The organism is Rhodococcus sp. 27YEA15 (genome assembly GCF_049739425.1).
Lineage (GTDB): Bacteria > Actinomycetota > Actinomycetes > Mycobacteriales > Mycobacteriaceae > Rhodococcus_F.
Genome location: NZ_JBMHHW010000001.1, coordinates 2,718,449 through 2,735,870, shown reverse-complemented (window position 1 = coordinate 2,735,870; position 17,422 = coordinate 2,718,449). Strand labels below are relative to the sequence as shown.

At 64.7% G+C, this 17,422-nt stretch carries 16 protein-coding genes and 1 pseudogene; 7 read left to right on the top strand and 10 right to left on the bottom strand.

Annotated elements, in window-relative coordinates; all coding sequences use genetic code 11:
- Positions 1–36: 36 nt before the first annotated feature.
- Together ABH922_RS12630 and ABH922_RS12625 are read right to left on the bottom strand one after the other, a co-directional pair.
- The gene (locus tag ABH922_RS12630; RefSeq protein WP_424807244.1) at positions 37–321 is read right to left on the bottom strand and encodes a hypothetical protein; all 285 of its coding nucleotides are present in this window, start codon (positions 319–321) and stop codon (positions 37–39) included.
- Positions 322–335: 14 nt separating this feature from the next.
- Entirely contained in the window at positions 336–1,523 is a 1,188-nt protein-coding gene (locus ABH922_RS12625; RefSeq protein ID WP_424807243.1) for an anion permease, read from the bottom strand.
- Positions 1,524–1,709: 186 nt separating this feature from the next.
- Here ABH922_RS12625 and ABH922_RS12620 point away from each other — a divergent pair, with 186 nt between their 5' ends.
- From ABH922_RS12620 to ABH922_RS12610, 3 genes are all read left to right on the top strand, one after another.
- Positions 1,710–2,111 carry a pyridoxamine 5'-phosphate oxidase family protein gene (locus ABH922_RS12620; protein WP_424807242.1) on the top strand — a complete coding sequence of 134 codons (402 nt, stop codon included), beginning with the start codon at positions 1,710–1,712 and terminating at the stop codon, positions 2,109–2,111.
- A gap of 35 nt (positions 2,112–2,146) precedes the next feature.
- Complete coding sequence (locus ABH922_RS12615; protein ID WP_424809659.1) at positions 2,147–2,599, top strand: DUF5994 family protein; 453 nt, start codon at positions 2,147–2,149, stop codon at positions 2,597–2,599.
- 104 nt (positions 2,600–2,703) lie between these two features.
- A complete protein-coding gene (locus ABH922_RS12610; RefSeq protein WP_424807241.1) occupies positions 2,704–3,501 on the top strand; it encodes an SDR family NAD(P)-dependent oxidoreductase in 798 nt (265 codons plus the stop codon).
- Between the two features lie 585 nt (positions 3,502–4,086).
- Here the strand turns inward: ABH922_RS12610 and glnA are convergent.
- The gene (glnA, locus tag ABH922_RS12605; RefSeq protein ID WP_424807240.1) at positions 4,087–5,523 is read right to left on the bottom strand and encodes a type I glutamate--ammonia ligase; all 1,437 of its coding nucleotides are present in this window, start codon (positions 5,521–5,523) and stop codon (positions 4,087–4,089) included.
- Between the two features lie 212 nt (positions 5,524–5,735).
- Between glnA and ABH922_RS12600 the strand changes: the two genes are divergently transcribed.
- Complete coding sequence (locus ABH922_RS12600) at positions 5,736–6,209, top strand: RDD family protein (protein WP_424807239.1); 474 nt, start codon at positions 5,736–5,738, stop codon at positions 6,207–6,209.
- Between the two features lie 68 nt (positions 6,210–6,277).
- On the opposite strand, the gene ABH922_RS12595 is transcribed toward ABH922_RS12600, so the two are convergent.
- The 5 genes and pseudogenes from ABH922_RS12595 to sucB form a co-directional block, all read right to left on the bottom strand.
- Positions 6,278–7,033 (bottom strand): DUF4191 domain-containing protein, encoded by a 756-nt coding sequence (locus tag ABH922_RS12595; protein WP_424807238.1) that lies wholly within the window; start codon positions 7,031–7,033, stop codon positions 6,278–6,280.
- Between the two features lie 76 nt (positions 7,034–7,109).
- Positions 7,110–8,120 carry a lipoyl synthase gene (gene lipA / locus ABH922_RS12590; RefSeq protein ID WP_424807237.1) on the bottom strand — a complete coding sequence of 337 codons (1,011 nt, stop codon included), beginning with the start codon at positions 8,118–8,120 and terminating at the stop codon, positions 7,110–7,112.
- Between the two features lie 52 nt (positions 8,121–8,172).
- Positions 8,173–8,934 (bottom strand): lipoyl(octanoyl) transferase LipB, encoded by a 762-nt coding sequence (gene lipB, locus ABH922_RS12585; RefSeq protein ID WP_424807236.1) that lies wholly within the window; start codon positions 8,932–8,934, stop codon positions 8,173–8,175.
- Between the two features lie 49 nt (positions 8,935–8,983).
- On the bottom strand, positions 8,984–9,874 hold the full coding sequence (locus ABH922_RS12580; RefSeq protein ID WP_424807235.1) for a TIGR01777 family oxidoreductase: 891 nt from the start codon (positions 9,872–9,874) through the stop codon (positions 8,984–8,986).
- Positions 9,875–9,965: 91 nt separating this feature from the next.
- Positions 9,966–11,730: pseudogene (sucB, locus tag ABH922_RS12575) on the bottom strand (2-oxoglutarate dehydrogenase, E2 component, dihydrolipoamide succinyltransferase).
- Between the two features lie 366 nt (positions 11,731–12,096).
- Between sucB and ABH922_RS12570 the strand changes: the two are divergent.
- A complete protein-coding gene (locus tag ABH922_RS12570) occupies positions 12,097–12,447 on the top strand; it encodes an oxidoreductase (RefSeq protein ID WP_424807234.1) in 351 nt (116 codons plus the stop codon).
- A 55-nt stretch (positions 12,448–12,502) separates the two neighbouring features.
- On the opposite strand, the gene ABH922_RS12565 is transcribed toward ABH922_RS12570, so the two are convergent.
- Positions 12,503–14,020, bottom strand: a complete 1,518-nt coding sequence (locus ABH922_RS12565; RefSeq protein WP_424807233.1) for a leucyl aminopeptidase — start codon at positions 14,018–14,020, stop codon at positions 12,503–12,505.
- A 157-nt stretch (positions 14,021–14,177) separates the two neighbouring features.
- Between ABH922_RS12565 and gcvT the strand changes: the two genes are divergently transcribed.
- Positions 14,178–15,278, top strand: a complete 1,101-nt coding sequence (gcvT, locus tag ABH922_RS12560; protein WP_424807232.1) for a glycine cleavage system aminomethyltransferase GcvT — start codon at positions 14,178–14,180, stop codon at positions 15,276–15,278.
- A gap of 32 nt (positions 15,279–15,310) precedes the next feature.
- Positions 15,311–16,414, top strand: a complete 1,104-nt coding sequence (locus ABH922_RS12555; RefSeq protein WP_424807231.1) for a branched-chain amino acid aminotransferase — start codon at positions 15,311–15,313, stop codon at positions 16,412–16,414.
- A gap of 238 nt (positions 16,415–16,652) precedes the next feature.
- Here ABH922_RS12555 and ABH922_RS12550 read toward each other — a convergent pair whose 3' ends face one another.
- Complete coding sequence (locus tag ABH922_RS12550) at positions 16,653–17,420, bottom strand: adenosylcobinamide-GDP ribazoletransferase (RefSeq protein ID WP_424807230.1); 768 nt, start codon at positions 17,418–17,420, stop codon at positions 16,653–16,655.
- Positions 17,421–17,422 lie beyond the last annotated feature (2 nt).

Here is a 17,422-nt window from a genome sequence, read left to right as displayed (position 1 = left end):
TCTTTCGTTCCGGTGGGCGGCGATGCCCGCGCAAGATCAGAAGATCGTGATACCGAAGGTGTGACTGAGGAAATCCTGCATGATGTACAGGATTCCGGTGACGATAGCGCCGAGGACCACGACGAAGCAGGCAATGCCGGCAGTGACGGCAACCGGATTGCGAGTGGCGACAGCACTACCGGTGGCGTCCGGGCTTCCACCGCGACCCGAGTCCAGGAACTTCAAGCCGACGGCGAAAATCGCCGGTAGCCCGGCCCCCAAGAGCAATCCCACCAGGACGACCTGCCACAGCGAGTCGACCGTGTCTTTCAAGATGTCCATGTCGATTCTCGCTTTCAGGCTTTGACGTCGGTGTGTGAGCGGGCGTCGGGTCCGGGAACCTCAGCCGGAGTCAACCCGCCGTCCCAATCGGCATTGACGTTGTTCGGGTCGATCGGTGCTTGGCGCGAGCGCAGGTACATCCAGGCAGCCATCGCGATCAGGACCGCGAATACGACCAGCACGCCGGGAAGTCCACCGACGAGGTTCGCCAGCCCCCAGCACAGCGCTCCCACGACGGCAGCCGACGGGAGGGTGATCACCCAGGCCACCGCCATCCGGCCGGCTACGCCCCAACGCACCTCGGCGCCTTTGCGGCCCAATCCGGTTCCCATGATCGAGCCGGTTGCAACGTGCGTGGTGGACAGCGGGAGTCCGAGATGGCTCGAGGTCAAAATGATGGCGGCCGACGACGCTTCGGCTGCCATGCCTTGAGGTGCGGAAATCTCGACGAGACCCTTGCCGAGGGTGCGAATGACGCGCCAACCACCGAGATACGTTCCGGCGGCAATCGCGAGCGCGCAGGTCAGCTTCACCCAGAACGGCATCTCGGCGTCAGGTGTGAGAGTGCCATGGGCAACCAGGGCCAAGAAGATGACACCCATGGTCTTCTGCGCGTCATTGGTGCCGTGCGCCAGGGACACGAGCGATGCCGAGCCGATCTGGCCGAGTCGGAAGCCCTTCTCTTTCGATTCACCACCGACGGTGGAGGTGATCCGGTAGACGAGCCAGGTGCCGACTGCCGCCACCAGACCCGCGACGATCGGAGCCAGCAGTGCCGGGATGACGACCTTGCTCAACACTCCGCTCCACGCCACACCACCCATGCCCAGTGAGGCGATCGCGGCGCCGATGAGGCCGCCGAACAATGCGTGCGAGGAACTGGACGGGATGCCGAGCAACCACGTCGCGAGATTCCAGATGATGCCGCCAACCAGGCCGGCAAAAACGATGGTGAGTAGCGCTTGGCCACCCACATTTCCGAGGTTCACCACACCTTTGGCCACGGTGGCAGCAACCTCGACCGAGAGGAAAGCTCCGACCAGGTTCAAGCTGCCGGACAGCGCAACGGCCACCTTGGGCTTGAGGGCACCGGTTGCAATCGACGTGGCCATTGCGTTGCCGGTGTCATGAAAACCGTTGGTGAAGTCGAACCCCAGAGCGGTTACGACGACGACGAGTAGAACGATGAGTTCCGCATTCACGAGAAGTCATGTTCCAACACCACCCCGCCGCACATCGAGTCGAAAAGTGGGCATTCCTCGATATTTCGGCCAATCGGCACCAATTGTTCATCTTGCAAGGGCCGGTTGTTCGCATTGAGACGGATCGAGTGTGTTCGCTCACCGGTGGATGTGGCTGGAACAGTCGAACGGGCCTACTCTCGGGTGATGGGGCTCGGAGACGAAAAGACCATCTCGGTGACCACGTTTCACAAGAACGGCGACGGTGTTGCGACGGCGACGTGGATCGTTCCACTCGCCGACGGCCGGGTCGGTTTCTCGACGTCGTCGACATCGGGTAAAGCGAAGCGACTACGTAACAACGCCCACGTCACGGTGGTGCCCTGTGACAGCCGAGGGAAGGTGAGGGCCGGAGCCTCGCCAGTCGGTGGCACCGCGCAGTTGGTGACGTCAGGGGCGGCGTTGGGCGAAGTCGTCGCGAAAGTGAAGGCGAAGTACGGAGTGCTCGTCCCATTGTCGAAATTCTTTGCCACCGTTCAGAACCTGAGCAAAGGCAAGGGCAAGGCGCCGTACGCCGACGCCGCAGTGATCATCTCCGTCGACACCTGACGGAGCCGCGCACGCTCCCACGAGGAGATGTAGTGATGGTGCACAAGCTGGTCGTCGATGTGATGCCCGGGTCGGCACGCAGCAAGCCCGACCCCATTCCCGCCCCACGTACCCCGAGATTCCTGCTTCGCGGTCAAGGCGCCGTTCCATCTGCCATCGACGGCGTGTGGTACCCCTGGAACACCGACATACTGACCGAACTTCGGACCCTGATCGCCGCCGTGTCGCTGAGAATCGGCTCGGTGACGCGCATCGCTTTCGCGTGGGACACCGTCGGTGTCACGCGTGTACGAATCGACGAGGGCGACGGAATCGAGATTCGGGGCCCGTACCCCGGACAACCCTCGGACCTGGTCTACCTGGACTCGGCGTCGGGCTGTGCGCTCGCCTTGATGGTCATCCCCCCGTACACCGACCCCGAGCGAGGGAACGTCATCATGCAGGCAATCGTCGATCCGCTGAAGGGTGACGCATACCGAGTGCAGTAGACGGTTCCGTGGTACCTGGTGCGTCCCACCGCCAGGGGTGTCCGTTTCGAGCAGGCTGGTCGTAACCGGTGACGCGGTAGTCGTCGCTGGATAATGTCGCAGCCATGGACCTTCATCTCACGGGTAAACGCGCGATAGTCACCGGCGCAAGCAAAGGCATCGGGCTGGCCGTCGCCAGAGCACTGGCAGCAGAAGGTGTCGACATCGCCGTGCTTGCGCGCACCACCGAGACCGTGGAAGCCGTCGCGCGCGATCTGGCATCGGAGTTCGGTGTCCGCGCGCTGGGCGTCTCCGCCGACACCCGGGACGAGGATTCGGTCCAGTCCGCTGTCACGCGCATCGCCGACCAGTTCGGCGGCGTCGACATCCTCGTCAACTCCGCGGCCACCCCCTGGAGTGCAGGCGCACCGACCGACTTCGCGGCGACCACCGACGACGTCGTGCGCGAACAGATCGAAGTGAAAGTGCTGGGCTATCTTCGGACCGCACGCGCGGTGACGCCGTACCTCGTCGAGCAAGGGTGGGGGCGGATCATCAACATCAGTGGACTCGGTGCGCGCCAGGCGTCGTCCATCGCGCAGACCATTCGCAACGTGAGTGTGTCCGCATTGACGAAAAACCTGGCAGACGAGTTGGGGCCCAAGGGAATCAACGTCACCGTCGTCCACCCTGGAGTGACACGCACGGAACGGTTGACCGCCCGGATCGCGAAGGAAGCGATCGACTCCGGAAAGACGGTAGCGGAGATCGAGGCCGGAATCGCGACCAACTCACTGCACCGGATCATCGACGCCGCCGAGGTCGCGGACGTAGTCACGTTCCTCGCCTCGCCGCGCAGTGTGGGGATCACCGGCGATGCCGTCGCCGTAGGCGGCGGAGTCCCCGGGCCGGTGTACTACTGAGCGGAGTCGGCCATCAGATGACCGTCGCAAGGGTGTCGTTGTCGCGCAGCTCGCCGGACAGTAGCGTCACACGTCCATCGCGACGTCGTCGATGTCCGCCACGGTGCCGTCCCCAGCGAGAATGCTCTGGTAGTTCCGGAGTCGGTGCTTGTCGATGTCGGTTGCTCTGATCCCACGGTTGCAGCACCCGAAGACCGCAACCTGCGCCTTGTCGAGTCCCGCCGTTTTCGGAAATGTTGCCGGATGGAACGCATGTCGTCACGCTCTCCAGCAGCCTGGACCACATGGTCGACGGCGTTCGGCACTGTAAACGCGACAGGTCGGGTACACGCACCTGTCTGCACGTTGCCCGGACTCACGGTGTGTCATCGCCGATCGTCCGGACCCGGGCCGCGGACGGTGCGCTGCGGAGCCGGTGTGGGCTTCCGGGCACGCGGAGACCCGATCCGTCGTCCGCCGGTGTCGAGGTGCCCATTGTCGGTGTCGCCGGGGGAGAGGTGACCCGACCCAGACGACGCCGCCCGACCCACAGATGCGGGCCGGGCGGCTTCGGGCTAACGGAGCTCGACAGATGTCAAGTGCGGATCACACGTCGTAGTAGAGCTCGAACTCGTACGGGTGCGGACGCAGGTTGACAGGAGCGATTTCCTGCTCGCGCTTGATGGAGATCCAGGTCTCGATCAGGTCGGAGGTGAAGACGCCACCCTCGGTCAGGTACTCGTGATCCTTCTCGAGGTTGTTGATGACCGTCTCGAGGTTGGTCGGAGCCTGCGGGATGTTGCGTGCCTCCTCCGGCGGGAGCTCGTAGAGATCCTTGTCGACGGGAGCGAGGGGCTCGATCTTGTTCTTGATGCCGTCCAGGCCGGCCATCATCTGCGCGGCGAAGTTGAGGTACGGGTTACCCGAGGAATCAGGTGCGCGGAACTCGAGACGCTTGGCCTTGGGGTTGTTGCCCGTGATCGGGATTCGGACGGCCGCCGAGCGGTTGCGCTGACTGTAGACGAGGTTGATGGGGGCTTCGTAGCCCGGCACCAGACGGTGGTACGAGTTGATCGTCGGGTTGGTGAACGCCAGCAGCGACGGGGCATGGTGCAGGATGCCGCCGATGTAGTGGCGGGCCATGTCGGACAGGCCTGCGTAGCCGGACTCGTCGTGGAAGAGCGGCTTGCCGTCCTTCCACAGCGACTGGTGCACGTGCATGCCCGAGCCGTTGTCACCGAAGAGCGGCTTCGGCATGAAGGTGGCCGACTTGCCGTGCTGCCACGCGGTGTTCTTGACGATGTACTTGAACAGCTGCAGGTCGTCCGCTGCGGCGAGCAGCGTGTTGAACTTGTAGTTGATCTCCTGCTGTCCGCCGGTGCCGACCTCGTGGTGGCCGCGCTCGAGCTCGAAGCCGGCGTTGGTCAGGTTGGTGGAGATCTCGTCGCGCAGATCCACGTAGTGGTCGTACGGTGCGACGGGGAAGTAGCCGCCCTTGGCGCGGACCTTGTAGCCGAGGTTCGGGGAACCGTCGGCGTTGGTCTCGGCGCCGGTGTTCCAGGAACCGGACACCGAGTCCAGCTCGTAGAACGCGGAGTTCATGCCGGAGTCGTAGCGAACCGAGTCGAAGATGTAGAACTCGGCCTCGGCGCCGAAGAATGCGGTATCCGCGATGCCGGTGCTGACCAAGTACTCCTCGGCCTTGCGGGCGACGTTACGCGGGTCGCGGCTGTAGGACTCCCGGGTGAACGGGTCGTGGACGAAGAAATTGATGTTGAGCGTCTTCGCCTTACGGAAAGGATCGATCTGTGCGGTGGTGACGTCGGGAAGCAACATCATGTCCGACTCGTGGATCGACTGGAAGCCGCGGACGGACGAACCGTCGAACGCGAGACCGTCCTCGAAGACGTCCTGGTTGAAAGCAGACGCGGGAATGGAGAAGTGCTGCTGAACGCCGGGCAGGTCGCTGAACCGAATGTCGACGTACTCGATGTTCTCGTCCGCGATGTACTTGATGACCTCTTCGGCCGTGGTGAACGCCACGCTTGTGCTCCTTAAGTCGCTTCAGCCAAGTGATGTCGGTTGAATCCGTCGAGGCAGACGGTAGGGATCTGGTGTTGCCCGCTCGTCAACCCTTTGTTTCGCCAGTGTTACGTGTCGAGGCATCCTGGGGATTTCCGGGATAGATGTGACTGGCCACACACGGAAATGTCAGCAATCTGGACTACTGTGCCGCGACGCCTATCCTTGACAGCATGGCACGTATCACCGGATCTTGGCTCTCTGGGCCTGAAGCAGCTCTGCCGAAGTCCGCCGACGGACGCGAGCAGTCCTACCGCGGCGAATTGCTCGGTTTCCCGCAGGAAGGTCCGGGATCGCTCGTCGGGTCGGGTCGTCGGCTCTTCGCTCTGCTACTGGACTGGTTGATGGCCGTAGGAGTTTCCGCGCTCATCACCGGTGATTTCTTCGACGGCAAGACCTCCACCATCACCCTCATGGTTTGGTTCGCAGTCGGTGTCGTCACCGTGTCACTGTTCAACTTCACTCCCGGCCAGTTCGTCGCGGGATTGCAGGTGGCGCGAATCGAAGGACCGATCCGCGTCGGATTCCTGCGTGCACTCGGTCGGCAAGCCCTTTTGGTGTTCGTCATTCCGGGAACGATCACCGACATCGACGGTCGTGGCATGCAGGATCGGGCTACGGGGACCCTCCTCGTCCGATCCCGCTGACGCGGTACTGACAATGACGAAAGGCCCGAGTCCGGTTGGACTCGGGCCTTTCGTCGTACACAGATGTGTCAGCGGCGCCGGATGGTGCGCTGCATACCCTTCATCTTCGCGCCACCAGGCATCGGACCCTTGGGGAGGGCTGCTCCACCTCCACGCGAGCTGATCGCTGCCAGGCGACCTTCGATATTGTCCATTCGCTTGGTATCGATGTTGCGCGGCAACTTCGTCAGGTGACGTTGCAGCTTCGAGAGCGGAATCTGCCCGTCGTCGTTACCGATGACGATGTCGTAGATCGGGGTGTCGCCGATGAGGCGGGCGGTCTTCTTCTTTTCCTGCGCCAGGAGAGCCTTGACGCGCTGCGGTGCACCCTCGGCCACCAGAATGACACCCGGGCGGCCGATCACGCGGTGAACGGCGTCGAGCTGGGTGGTGCCGGCAACGGCATTGGTGACCCGCCACGCGCCACGCATGTTGTCCAGCGCCCACGCAGCGGCACCGGCCTGTCCCTCGGCTTTCTTGTACACCGATTTCTGCACGCGGCGTCCGAAGATGATGAACGCACCGAGCAAGCCGAAAACGATACCGATCGGCAGCAAGAACCACTGCAGACCCCAGACAAGGCCGAGCAGGAACATCACGAGCGAGACACCGACGAGGGTGCCGATCATCAGCGGCAGAAGGAGCTTGTCGTCCTTGCGCTGCATCTGGAACGCCTGCCAGAGCTGTGACCTGCGCTCCTTGGAAGCCTGCTTGCGGGCAGCCTTCGCTGCAGCCTTCGCTTCTTTGGTGGGCTTGCCCTTACCGGATTTACTGCCGTTCGCCATGGTGCCAGGATACGTCCACTGCTCTGCGCCTTTATTAACCGCCCAGGGTTAATAAAGGCGCACGGCAGAAAAACGATCAGCGAGCCAGGCGTGCCATCAGCGAGCTGGCTTCCTGGGAAGCGTCGCCGCCTTCGGTGAGGTGGCGTTGGGCCTCGGGGAGTTCACGGCCGTGATGGGCCATGGCCTGGGCGTAAAGGCGTCCGGCGCGGTACGAGGAGCGGACCAGTGGACCGGCCATGACGCCGGCAAAGCCCATTTCCTCGGCGGTCTTGGAGTGCGCGACGAACTCTTCGGGCTTGACCCACCGCTCGACGGGATGGTGCCGCGGTGAGGGGCGCAGGTACTGGGTGATGGTGAGGATGTCGCAGCCGGCTGCGTGCAGGTCGGCCATTGCCTCGGTGACCTCTTCGGGGGTTTCGCCCATGCCGAGGATCAGATTGGACTTGGTGACCAGCCCGTACTCGCGGGCAGCGGTGATGACGTCGAGGCTGCGCTGGTAGCGGAACGCGGGCCGGATCCGCTTGAAGATGCGAGGCACGGTTTCGAGGTTGTGGGCGAGGACCTCGGGCCGCGAGGCGAAGACCTCGTCGAGGAGTTCGGGCTTGCCGTTGAAGTCGGGAACCAGATTCTCGACGCCGGTCCCGGGATTGAGTTCGTGAATCTTGCGGACCGTCTCGGCGTAGAGCCAGGCGCCACCGTCGGGGAGATCGTCGCGGGCGACGCCGGTGATGGTGGAGTACCGCAGACCCATGGCCTGAACGGATTCGGCGACGCGGCGGGGTTCGTCGCGGTCGAGGGCCTCGGGTTTGCCGGTGTCGATCTGGCAGAAGTCGCAGCGGCGGGTGCACTGCTCGCCGCCGATGAGGAAGGTGGCTTCTCGGTCTTCCCAGCATTCGTAGATGTTGGGGCAGCCGGCCTCTTCGCAGACGGTGTGCAGGCCTTCGCGTTTGACCAGGCCCTTGAGTTCGGAGTACTCCGGTCCCATTTTGGCGCGGGTCTTGATCCAGTTGGGCTTGCGCTCGATCGGAGTCTCCGCGTTTCGGATCTCGAGGCGGAGCAGCTTACGACCTTCTGGGGCGATAGTCACGACGTCGATCGTACGCTCGTCGCATGGGGAGGCCCGGGCCGGGGAAGGCCTCTCAGCTGTACTGAACAGTAGTGAACGTCGGTGTCGTGGCGAGGGCCTCGAACGCGACACGTTCTATATTTCGTTCTGTGACCTCGAGCTTCCCGTCGAGGGCGGCGATGACGGCCTCGGTGACTGCCGGGGTGACTTCCTCGACGGTAACGTCGCGACCCAATTCCCTTGACAGAGAAGTAACTCCGGCATCTCGGATGCCGCAGGGAATGATGTTGTCGAAGCCGGTCAGTTCGGAATTGCAGTTCAACGAGAACCCGTGCAGGGCGACGCCGCGCTGCACTCGCACGCCGATCGCGGACACCTTCCGCTCGGGCAGCCACTGCCCGTCGGTCTGCCGAGCCGGAAGCCACACTCCCGACCGGCCCTCGACGCGGCCGCAGGTCAACCCCAGCGCGGTGCAGACCGTGATGAGTGCCTCCTCGATCCGTCGCACGTATCGCACCACGTCGACCGGCTCGGCGAGCTTGACGATGGGATATCCGACAAGTTGGCCCGGTCCGTGCCAGGTGATCTTGCCGCCTCGGTCGACGTCGATCACGGGAGTGCCGTCGACCGGACGGTCTTCCGGCTCGGTTCGACGGCCCGCGGTGTACACGGCTGGATGTTCGAGCAACAGCAGCGTGTCCTGCCCGATCTCCTGCGCCCGAGCGTCGGCCAGGTCGCGTTGACGGTCCCAGGCGGCCGTGTACTCGATCGTTCCGAGGTCCTCGACGACGATCGGGAGTTGCGAGGACCTGGCCGAAACTGCAGCGCTACTCATGACATCAGAGGTTACGCCCGATCCGCTACCTGTTCGACACCGCGCGTCGTCACCGACCCAGTGAGGCGTGCAGGGCCTCGCCGATCGTGTTGTGACGGAACGTGAATCCAGCGCTCTCGAGCACAGCGGGAACCGCTCGTTGGCCCGCGAGAATACCTGATTTCGCGAACTCGCCGACGACCGCCTCCAAGACGAACCCTGGAACCACCCATGGGGCCGGACGGTGCAGCACGCGCGCCATCGCGCGGTTGAACTGGGCATTGGTGACCGGCGCCGGCCCCGTCAGATTGACCGGCCCCGACACGGTGTCGGTGGTGAGCGCGAACGTGATCGCCGCTACTTCGTCGTCGAGGGAGATCCACGGAAAGTACTGACGCCCGTTACCCAGGCGCCCACCCAGAGCGAAGGAGTACAGCGGCCGTAACCGACCGATGATTCCACCGTGACCGGAAATCACGACGCCGGAGCGCAGATTGACCACGCGGGCACCGCCGTCCGCAGCGGGTTTCGTCGCCGCTTCCCAGTCGCGGCATACCGTCGCGAGGAAGTCCGTTCCGGGCGGGGCGTCTTCGTCGACGACGGTGTCTCCGGTGTCGCCGTAGTAGCCGACGGCGCCGGCATTGACGAGGACCGGAACGCCGGCGCGCACCACCGCTGCGGTGAGCACGTCGGTTGCCACGATCCGGCTGTCGCGGATGGCTTGCTTGTACGAACCGGACCACCGCTTGTCGCCGATTCCGACGCCACACAGATTCACGACAGCATCAGTGCTGTCCAGAACCGACGCGTCGAGGTGCGCGTGATCGGGGTCCCATTGCGACTCGCCCTGGCCGGACGGCGGCCGGCGAACCAGACGCACCACCTCGTGGCCGTCCGCGCGCAGCGAGGCCACCAAGGCCGTTCCGATCAAACCCGATGAACCGGCGATGACAATACGCATTCCGACAGCCTCCTCGATGACGACGTGCATGAAAGCGGAAAGGGCACCGTCTCCCAGTGGAGACGGTGCCCTCGCCGACGTGCTCTTGTGGCTACAGACCCAGATCTGCCTCGAACGAGGCCTCTTCCAGCCGCTGCTTCACCGTGGTGAGGAATCGACCGGCGTCGGCGCCGTCCACCAGGCGGTGATCGTACGTCAGAGGCAAGTAGATCATCGACCGGACACCGATCGACTCGTTACCGTTCTCGTCGGTGACGACCATCGGCCGCTTCACGATCGCTCCGGTTCCGAGCATAGCCGCCTGCGGCGGTACCAGGATCGGGGTGTCGAACAGCGCGCCCTGGCTGCCGATGTTCGTGATCGTGAACGTGCCACCGGACAGCTCGTCCGGCTTCAGGCCACCCGAGCGGGCGCGCTTGGCGAGGTCGGCGATGGCGCGAGCCAGACCGGCCAGGCCGAGGTCGCCGGCGTTTGTGGATGACGGGGGAGAGCAGACCCTGATCGGTGTCCACTGCGATGCCCAGGTGCTCGGCGTCGTAGTAGGTGATCTGCTTGGCGTCCTCGTCGTAGCTGGCGTTGACGTTGGGGTGCGACTTGAGCGCCTCGACGACAGCCTTGGCGAAGAACGGGAGGAACGTCAGATTGACGCCTTCACGCTCGATGAACCCGGCCTTGGCACGTGCCCGCAATGCGACGATCTTGGTGACGTCGACCTCGAAGGTCTGCGTGAGCTGCGCGGTGGTCTGCAGCGATTCGCGGGTCTTCTTGGCCGTGATCTGACGGATCCGGTTGGCCTTCTGCGTGGTTCCGCGCAAGTGTGCCAGTTCAGGTCGAACTCCGGCTGTGGCGGCGGGTGCTGCCGCCGGTGCTGCGGCAGCGGGTGCAGGTGCGGCGGGTGCGGCTGCCGGAGCCTTCTGCGCCTCGGCGGCGGCGAGCACATCCTGCTTACGGATGCGTCCACCGACGCCGGTGCCGGTGACCGTCGACAGGTCGACGTTGTTGTCGGTGGCGAGCTTGCGAACGAGCGGGGTCACGTACGGGCTGCTGTCACCGGAAGGCTTCGGTGCTTCCGCGGCCGGTGCGGAGGCCGGCGGTGCGGCCTTCGGAGCCGGAGCCTTGGGAGCTTCTGCCTTGGGAGCTTCTGCCTTGGGAGCTTCTGCCTTGGGAGCGGGAGCAGCCTTCGGGGCTTCTGCCTTCGGTGCCTCCGCCTTGGGCGCAGGTGCTGCCGGGGCAGCGGCGGCGGGTGCGCCCGAGCCGACGACGGCCAACTGGCCGCCGATCTCGACGGTGTCGTCTTCCTGCGCGTTGATCTCGAGCAGAACGCCGGCGACGGGAGACGGAATCTCGGTGTCGACCTTGTCGGTCGAGACCTCGAGAAGAGGCTCGTCCACGGCAACCTCGTCACCAACAGCCTTGAGCCAGCGGGTGACGGTGCCTTCGGTGACGGACTCACCCAGCGCGGGCATGGTGACTGCGGTGCCGTCGGCGGAACCGCCGGACGCTGCCGGTGCCTCCTCGGCCGCAGGTTCCTCGGCGACCGGTTCGGGTTCAGCTTCGGGCTCGGGTGCGGCTTCGGCCGCGGGAGCGGATGCTTCCTCGGCTGCGGCGGGCGCCTCACCGGCTTCACCGATCACGGCGAGTTCGCCGCCGATGTCCACGGTGTCGTCTTCCTGCGCGACGATCTTGGTCAGGACACCGGCGACGGGAGACGGAATCTCGGTGTCGACCTTGTCCGTGGAGACTTCGAGCAAGGGTTCGTCGACTTCGACCGTGTCTCCTTCCTGCTTGAGCCACCGTGTGACAGTTCCCTCGGTGACGCTCTCACCTAGGGCTGGCATCTGGACGGAGAAGGCCATGTCTTTTGACTCCTCGACAGTTGTGTTCGGGTTTGTTGAGTTCTTGTCGACTTGTGGTCGCAAAGCGTACTGCTCGTGTGTTGCGCGCGACGTGCGGCTACGTCGTGTTCTTATGCCGATGTCGACGCGCAGGCGCGGCGTCACCGTCGTTCATCTTTCCATTGATACGCCGGGCGTGTCCGACGAGGGGGACGTCACCCGCGTCGAGAGTGACGTCTACTCGCTAGTAGTAAGGAACGGTTGAATGTCTGTAACGCGTCAAGTGAACCAAACGGTAGGTCCAACGCGGGCGTAACGGACATCGGCCTGGCAAACTTTTGTCAACGCCCAGGCATGGCCGCGGCTTCGGTTGGAGGAGGTACGAGCATGGGACTGTTCGACAGATTCAGGCGTCCGTCGCGCGCGTCGGTAGCGGCTGCGAAGGGAGACGCCGAGCATCTGGCCAATTGGGCGCACGCCCACGAAGGTGTGGAGGCCTACGTAGAACCTGAGACGACGGTTACGGAGATCACAGTCGTGCTGGTCGCGAAGGACGGCGAGTGGACCCGTCGTCGGGTAGGTGGCGAACGCGGCGCACGCAAACTCGGCGAAGATCTGAAGATTCCCGTCTACGACGTTCGCAAGACCGGGTATCCGCAGCGCATGCGCGATCACGACGAGCGTGCTCGGATCGAGCGTAAGCGCGCCCGCGAACGGGAGCTGAGGGACGGGGCGTGAGTTGCTGTGCGCCTTTGTCAACCGCCGGCGGTTGACAAAGGCGCACAGCAACTGGTCAGCCGTTGACCGCGATGTCCTCGAGGACGGCGATCATGGTGCGGACCGGAACACCCGTTCCGCCCTTGCCGGTGTAGCCCCACGGCCCGCCGGTGTTGTAGGCCGGCCCCGCGACGTCGATGTGCGCCCACTGCACGCCTTCGGGAACGAATTCCTTCAGGTAGTGAGCGGCGGCGAGCATGCCGCCCCAGCGGTGCGGGGTCACGTTGGCCATGTCGGCCACCTTGGAGGCGAGGTCGGCGCGCAGTTCCTCCGGTAGCGGCATCGCCCAGCCGTTCTCGCCCACACTCTGGGAAATGGATGCGACGCGATCGCGGAACTCGTCGGTGCCCATGACACCGGGGGTGCGGGTGCCGAGTGCAACCATCTGCGCGCCGGTGAGGGTGGCGGTGTCGATGAGGTAGTCGAGCTTGTCCTCGCCGGCGCGAACCATCGCGTCGGCCAGGACCAGGCGGCCCTCGGCGTCGGTGTTGATCACCTCGATGGTGGTTCCGCCGTACTGGGTCAGGACGTCGCCGGGGCGCTGCGCGGTAGCCGACGGCATGTTCTCGGCCATCGGCACGTAGGCGACGACGTTGACGGGCAGTCCGAGCTTTGCCGCCAGTACGACGGTGGTGATCACCGCGGCAGCGCCACCCATGTCGGAGGTCATGTTCTCCATGCCGGCCGCAGGCTTGATGGAGATTCCGCCGGTGTCGAACGTGATGCCCTTGCCGACCAGGGCGACCTTGCGGGCGCCACGCTTCTTCGACGCGTATTCGAGGCGGACCAGACGGGGCGGGCGGGACGAGCCCTTGCCGACGCCGACGATTCCGCCGTAACCACCCTTTTCGAGAGCCTTCTCGTCGAGGATCTGCACGGTGAGTCCGGCCTCGACGCCCAGTGCCTTGGCCCGTGCGGCGAACTCGGCCGGGAACAGGTGACTCGGCGGGGTGTTGACGAATTCGCGAGCACCGGCGACGGCTTCGGCGATCGCGACGGAGCGGGCCAACGTCGCCTTCGTGTCTTTGGTGCGTGGTGCGGTCACCAGCAGTTCGACCCGCGCCAGTGGAGCGGCTTCGGCGGCCGGGGCGGTCTTGACCGACTTGAACTCGGTGAAGCTGTAGGCGCCGAGCGCGAACCCTTCGGCCGTGGCGGCGAGATCGAGGGCGGAGAGTGTCGTGGCTGCGGTTTTGACCCCGACCAGTGACCGTGCTGCGGCACCGGACGACTTACGGATCTGCTCGCTGTCGAGCTTGTCCGCCGAGCCGAGGCCGACCGCGAGGACATAGGTCACGGCCAACGACGCCGGTGCGGGCACCCGGGTCAGCTGCTCTGGCTTGCCGCTCGCTCCGACGGCGATGAGGCTTTCGAGGATCTCGTCCAGTACGTCTTCGTCGACGATGCCGTCACCGAGAGTGATCTCGGGGCCGTCCGGGCTCGACGTCAGTCCGACGACCAGTACCTCGGCGCGCTTGCCCAAGGCTGCCGCGAGTACCAGATCGGGTACCGATGATCGGGCTGTACGAGTGCTCAAGATATCTCCTGCAGATGTGAGGGGGTTCGCGGATCTTTCGGCAAGTGCCTGAGTCGATGGTAGGCCCGGTGCCCGAATCCGCAGCAGGCGATACCTGGGGCGTCAGGAGTTCCCGGCCGACATGTTTCGGTGGCGTGAGTCGGATATGTTGTCGCCTATGACCGACGAACAACTGTTGCAAGGACCGATTCACGCCGTTCACGTCGAACTCGGTGCCACCTTCGCGCCTTTCGGTGGTTGGCAGATGCCGGTGTCGTACGCGGGTGTGGTGGCCGAGCACACTTCGGTACGCGAGAATGTCGGGCTGTTCGACGTGAGCCACCTCGGTAAGGCATCGGTGCGAGGTGAGGGCGCGGCGGAGTTCGTGAACTCGGCGCTGACCAACGACCTCGGCAAGGTCGGTTCGGGAAAGGCACAGTACACGCTGTGCTGCAACGAGTCCGGGGGTGTGATCGACGACCTGATCGCGTACTTCGTCAGCGACGACGAGGTGTTCCTGGTGCCCAATGCGGCCAACACCGCTGATGTGGTCGCTGCTCTGGTCGCTCGTGCGCCTGCGGGAGTCGTCGTGGAGAACCAGCATCGCGAGTTCGGTGTGCTGGCAGTGCAGGGTCCACGATCAGGGGCGGTGCTGAGGGCGCTCGGCCTGCCGACGGAGATCGAGTACATGGCGTTCGAGGACTCCGAACTCGGCGGACTTCCGATCCGGGTGTGTCGCACCGGCTACACCGGTGAGGTCGGTTACGAACTCCTGCCCCGCTGGAGCGACAGTGAATCGGTGTTCCGATCGCTGCTCGAGGTGGTACGGGCCGAGGGTGGGCAGGCTGCCGGGCTCGGCGCCCGGGACACGCTGCGAACCGAAATGGGATACCCCCTGCACGGGCACGAACTCTCGCTCGATATTTCGCCTCTGGAAGCGCGCTGTGGGTGGGCCGTCGGATGGAAGAAACCGACCTTTTGGGGCAAAGAGGCTTTGGTCGAGGAGAAGTCGGCAGGCTCGGCTCGGAAGCTCTGGGGGATCAAGGCCCTCGACCGCGGAGTGCTGCGCGCCGGTTTGAGCGTTCTTCGTGACGGTGCAGCCGTCGGAGAGACGACCTCGGGCACCTTCTCGCCCACCCTCAAGGTGGGAATTGCGTTGGCATTGCTCGATTCCGATGCTGCAGTGTCGCCCGGCGACGAGGTCGAGGTCGATGTTCGAGGTCGTGCACTGCGATGCGTCGTCGTGGCACCGCCCTTCGTGGACACCCATACCAAGTAACGGGTATTCCCGAGTTCGCTAGGATTGCCGCCATGACAAGTGCCGCCGAGTTCGCTCGCATCCAGAATCCGTCACCGAGGTCCGATGCCGAGCGTCGTGACATTTTGGCGGCACCCGGCTTCGGACGATATTTCACCGACCACATGGTCTCCGTCGACTACAAGCCCGACGCGGGCTGGCACAACGCCCAGGTACTGCCGTACGGGAAGATCGAGCTCGATCCCGCTGCGATGGTCCTGCACTACGGACAGGCCATCTTCGAGGGATTGAAGGCGTACCGGCAGCCGGGCGGCGAGATCAGCTCGTTCCGAGTCGCGGACAACGCGAAGCGTTTCGGTGAGTCCGCGCGACGGATCGCGATGCCCGAACTTCCCCCGGAGTTGTTCATCGACTCGATCACGGAGCTGATCGACGTGGACCTGGACTGGGTACCGGCCGCCGGTGGCGAGGACGCTCTGTACTTGCGTCCGTACATGTTCTCCACCGAAGGAAGCCTCGGCGTCCGGCCGGCAGCCGAGTATCGGTATCTGCTCATCGCCTCACCGGCCGGAGCTTACTTCCCGCGCGGAGTCAAGCCGGTCAGTGTGTGGCTGTCCACCGAGTACGTGCGCGCCGCTCCCGGCGGTACCGGAGCTGCCAAGTTCGCGGGCAACTACGCCGCATCCCTACTCGCTCAGGCGCAGGCCGCGGACGAGGGTTGCGATCAGGTGGTGTGGCTCGACGCCATCGAGCGGACGTACGTCGAGGAGATGGGTGGTATGAACCTGTTCTTCGTCTTCGGCTCCGGTCCGGATGCCCGTCTCGTGACGCCGTCGCTGTCCGGTTCGTTGCTGCCCGGTATCACTCGCGACTCGCTGCTCACGCTCGCCGCGGACTCCGGCTTCTCCGTCGAGGAACGCAAGATCAGCACGGACGAATGGCGCAGCGGTTGTATCAGCGGTGAGATCACCGAGGTGTTCGCCTGCGGTACGGCTGCGGTCATCACACCGGTCGGCCGAGTGAAGTCCGCGGAAGGTGAGTTCGTGATCGGTGACGGCGAGCCGGGCGAGGTAACCCTGGCGTTGCGGGACACCCTCACCGGTATTCAGCGCGGCACCTTCGCCGACACCCACGGCTGGATGACCAAACTTCACTGAACTACGTGGTCAAACGACTCAGGAAGTGGTCGGCGGTCTGATTCCGATGGCAAACCGTCGGCCGCCCGAACTCGGGCCGGCGGCTGCTCCGGTGTCCCTTCGAGGTGGACCAAGCATGGTTCGGTGCCGGCCCGCGCATCTGCGGGTCGGCACCTGATCGGTGAACAGGAGATCTGCTGCCACCGGACAGTCGGGGTAGGCGAGAAGCCCGATCCGCAACGCCGCACCGGCCGTGCACTCAGAAGCCGAGGGTCAACCCGACCGCGACGATCGTCACCGTCGACTCCAGGGCGAATCCCAATACGTCGCCACTGATTCCGCCGAACCGCTTCACGCAGTGGTTCACACACGCGGCGACGACCGGCAAGGTCGTGGCGACGACGAGTGGACCGAGCCACCACGACGGTGTGACAACCACCGACGCCGTGACGAGGACGAGAATCCAGGCCCCGGTGATCGACCAACGCTGCGAATCTGCCACCAGCGCACCGAAACCCGACGGGCTTGCGGCGACGACGCCTCGTCGACACGCGAGTACGACGGCAACCCGACCGGCAGCCACGGCGAACAGGACCGCCCACCACGCGGAGGGCGAGTCGGCAGCAGCGAGGGTGGCGAACGCGACCGCTTGCAGGCCGAGGCAGATCAGCAGTGCGGCAACACCGAACGGGCCCGCTCCACCACTGTGCATGACTTCACGCGCACGTTCGGGCGGTCCGTAACATCCGAGTCCGTCCACCGTGTCGGCCAGACCGTCGACATGCATGCCCCGAGTCAGCAGTGCCAATGCGCCGACGGTCAGCAAACCTGCCAGGTGCGGATCGAGTCCGATGCCCGTGCTCACCCACAAGATCGCGGACGCCACTGCGCCGAGCGCGATTCCGGTCAGCGGTGCTGCCGAGATCGCGCGTCGTCCTGAAGTTCGGTCGATGTCGGACGGGCCCCGAACCGGCAGTACCGTCAACCAGGAGAAGGCCAGTGGCACACCGGACAGCGGACCCGACACGA

Bases quoted from the DNA above. Each gene is read 5' to 3' on its own strand.
- ABH922_RS12600 (WP_424807239.1), top strand. From the start codon at position 5,736: ATGGCACGTATCACCGGATCTTGGCTCTCTGGGCCTGAAGCAGCTCTG.
- ABH922_RS12555 (WP_424807231.1), top strand. From the start codon at position 15,311: ATGACAAGTGCCGCCGAGTTCGCTCGCATCCAGAATCCGTCACCGAGG.
- ABH922_RS12580 (WP_424807235.1), bottom strand. From the start codon at position 9,874: ATGCGTATTGTCATCGCCGGTTCATCGGGTTTGATCGGAACGGCCTTG.
- ABH922_RS12595 (WP_424807238.1), bottom strand. From the start codon at position 7,033: ATGGCGAACGGCAGTAAATCCGGTAAGGGCAAGCCCACCAAAGAAGCG.
- ABH922_RS12610 (WP_424807241.1), top strand. From the start codon at position 2,704: ATGGACCTTCATCTCACGGGTAAACGCGCGATAGTCACCGGCGCAAGC.
- gcvT (WP_424807232.1), top strand. From the start codon at position 14,178: ATGACCGACGAACAACTGTTGCAAGGACCGATTCACGCCGTTCACGTC.
- ABH922_RS12630 (WP_424807244.1), bottom strand. From the start codon at position 321: ATGGACATCTTGAAAGACACGGTCGACTCGCTGTGGCAGGTCGTCCTG.
- ABH922_RS12570 (WP_424807234.1), top strand. From the start codon at position 12,097: ATGGGACTGTTCGACAGATTCAGGCGTCCGTCGCGCGCGTCGGTAGCG.
- ABH922_RS12620 (WP_424807242.1), top strand. From the start codon at position 1,710: ATGGGGCTCGGAGACGAAAAGACCATCTCGGTGACCACGTTTCACAAG.
- lipB (WP_424807236.1), bottom strand. From the start codon at position 8,934: ATGAGTAGCGCTGCAGTTTCGGCCAGGTCCTCGCAACTCCCGATCGTC.
- ABH922_RS12615 (WP_424809659.1), top strand. From the start codon at position 2,147: ATGGTGCACAAGCTGGTCGTCGATGTGATGCCCGGGTCGGCACGCAGC.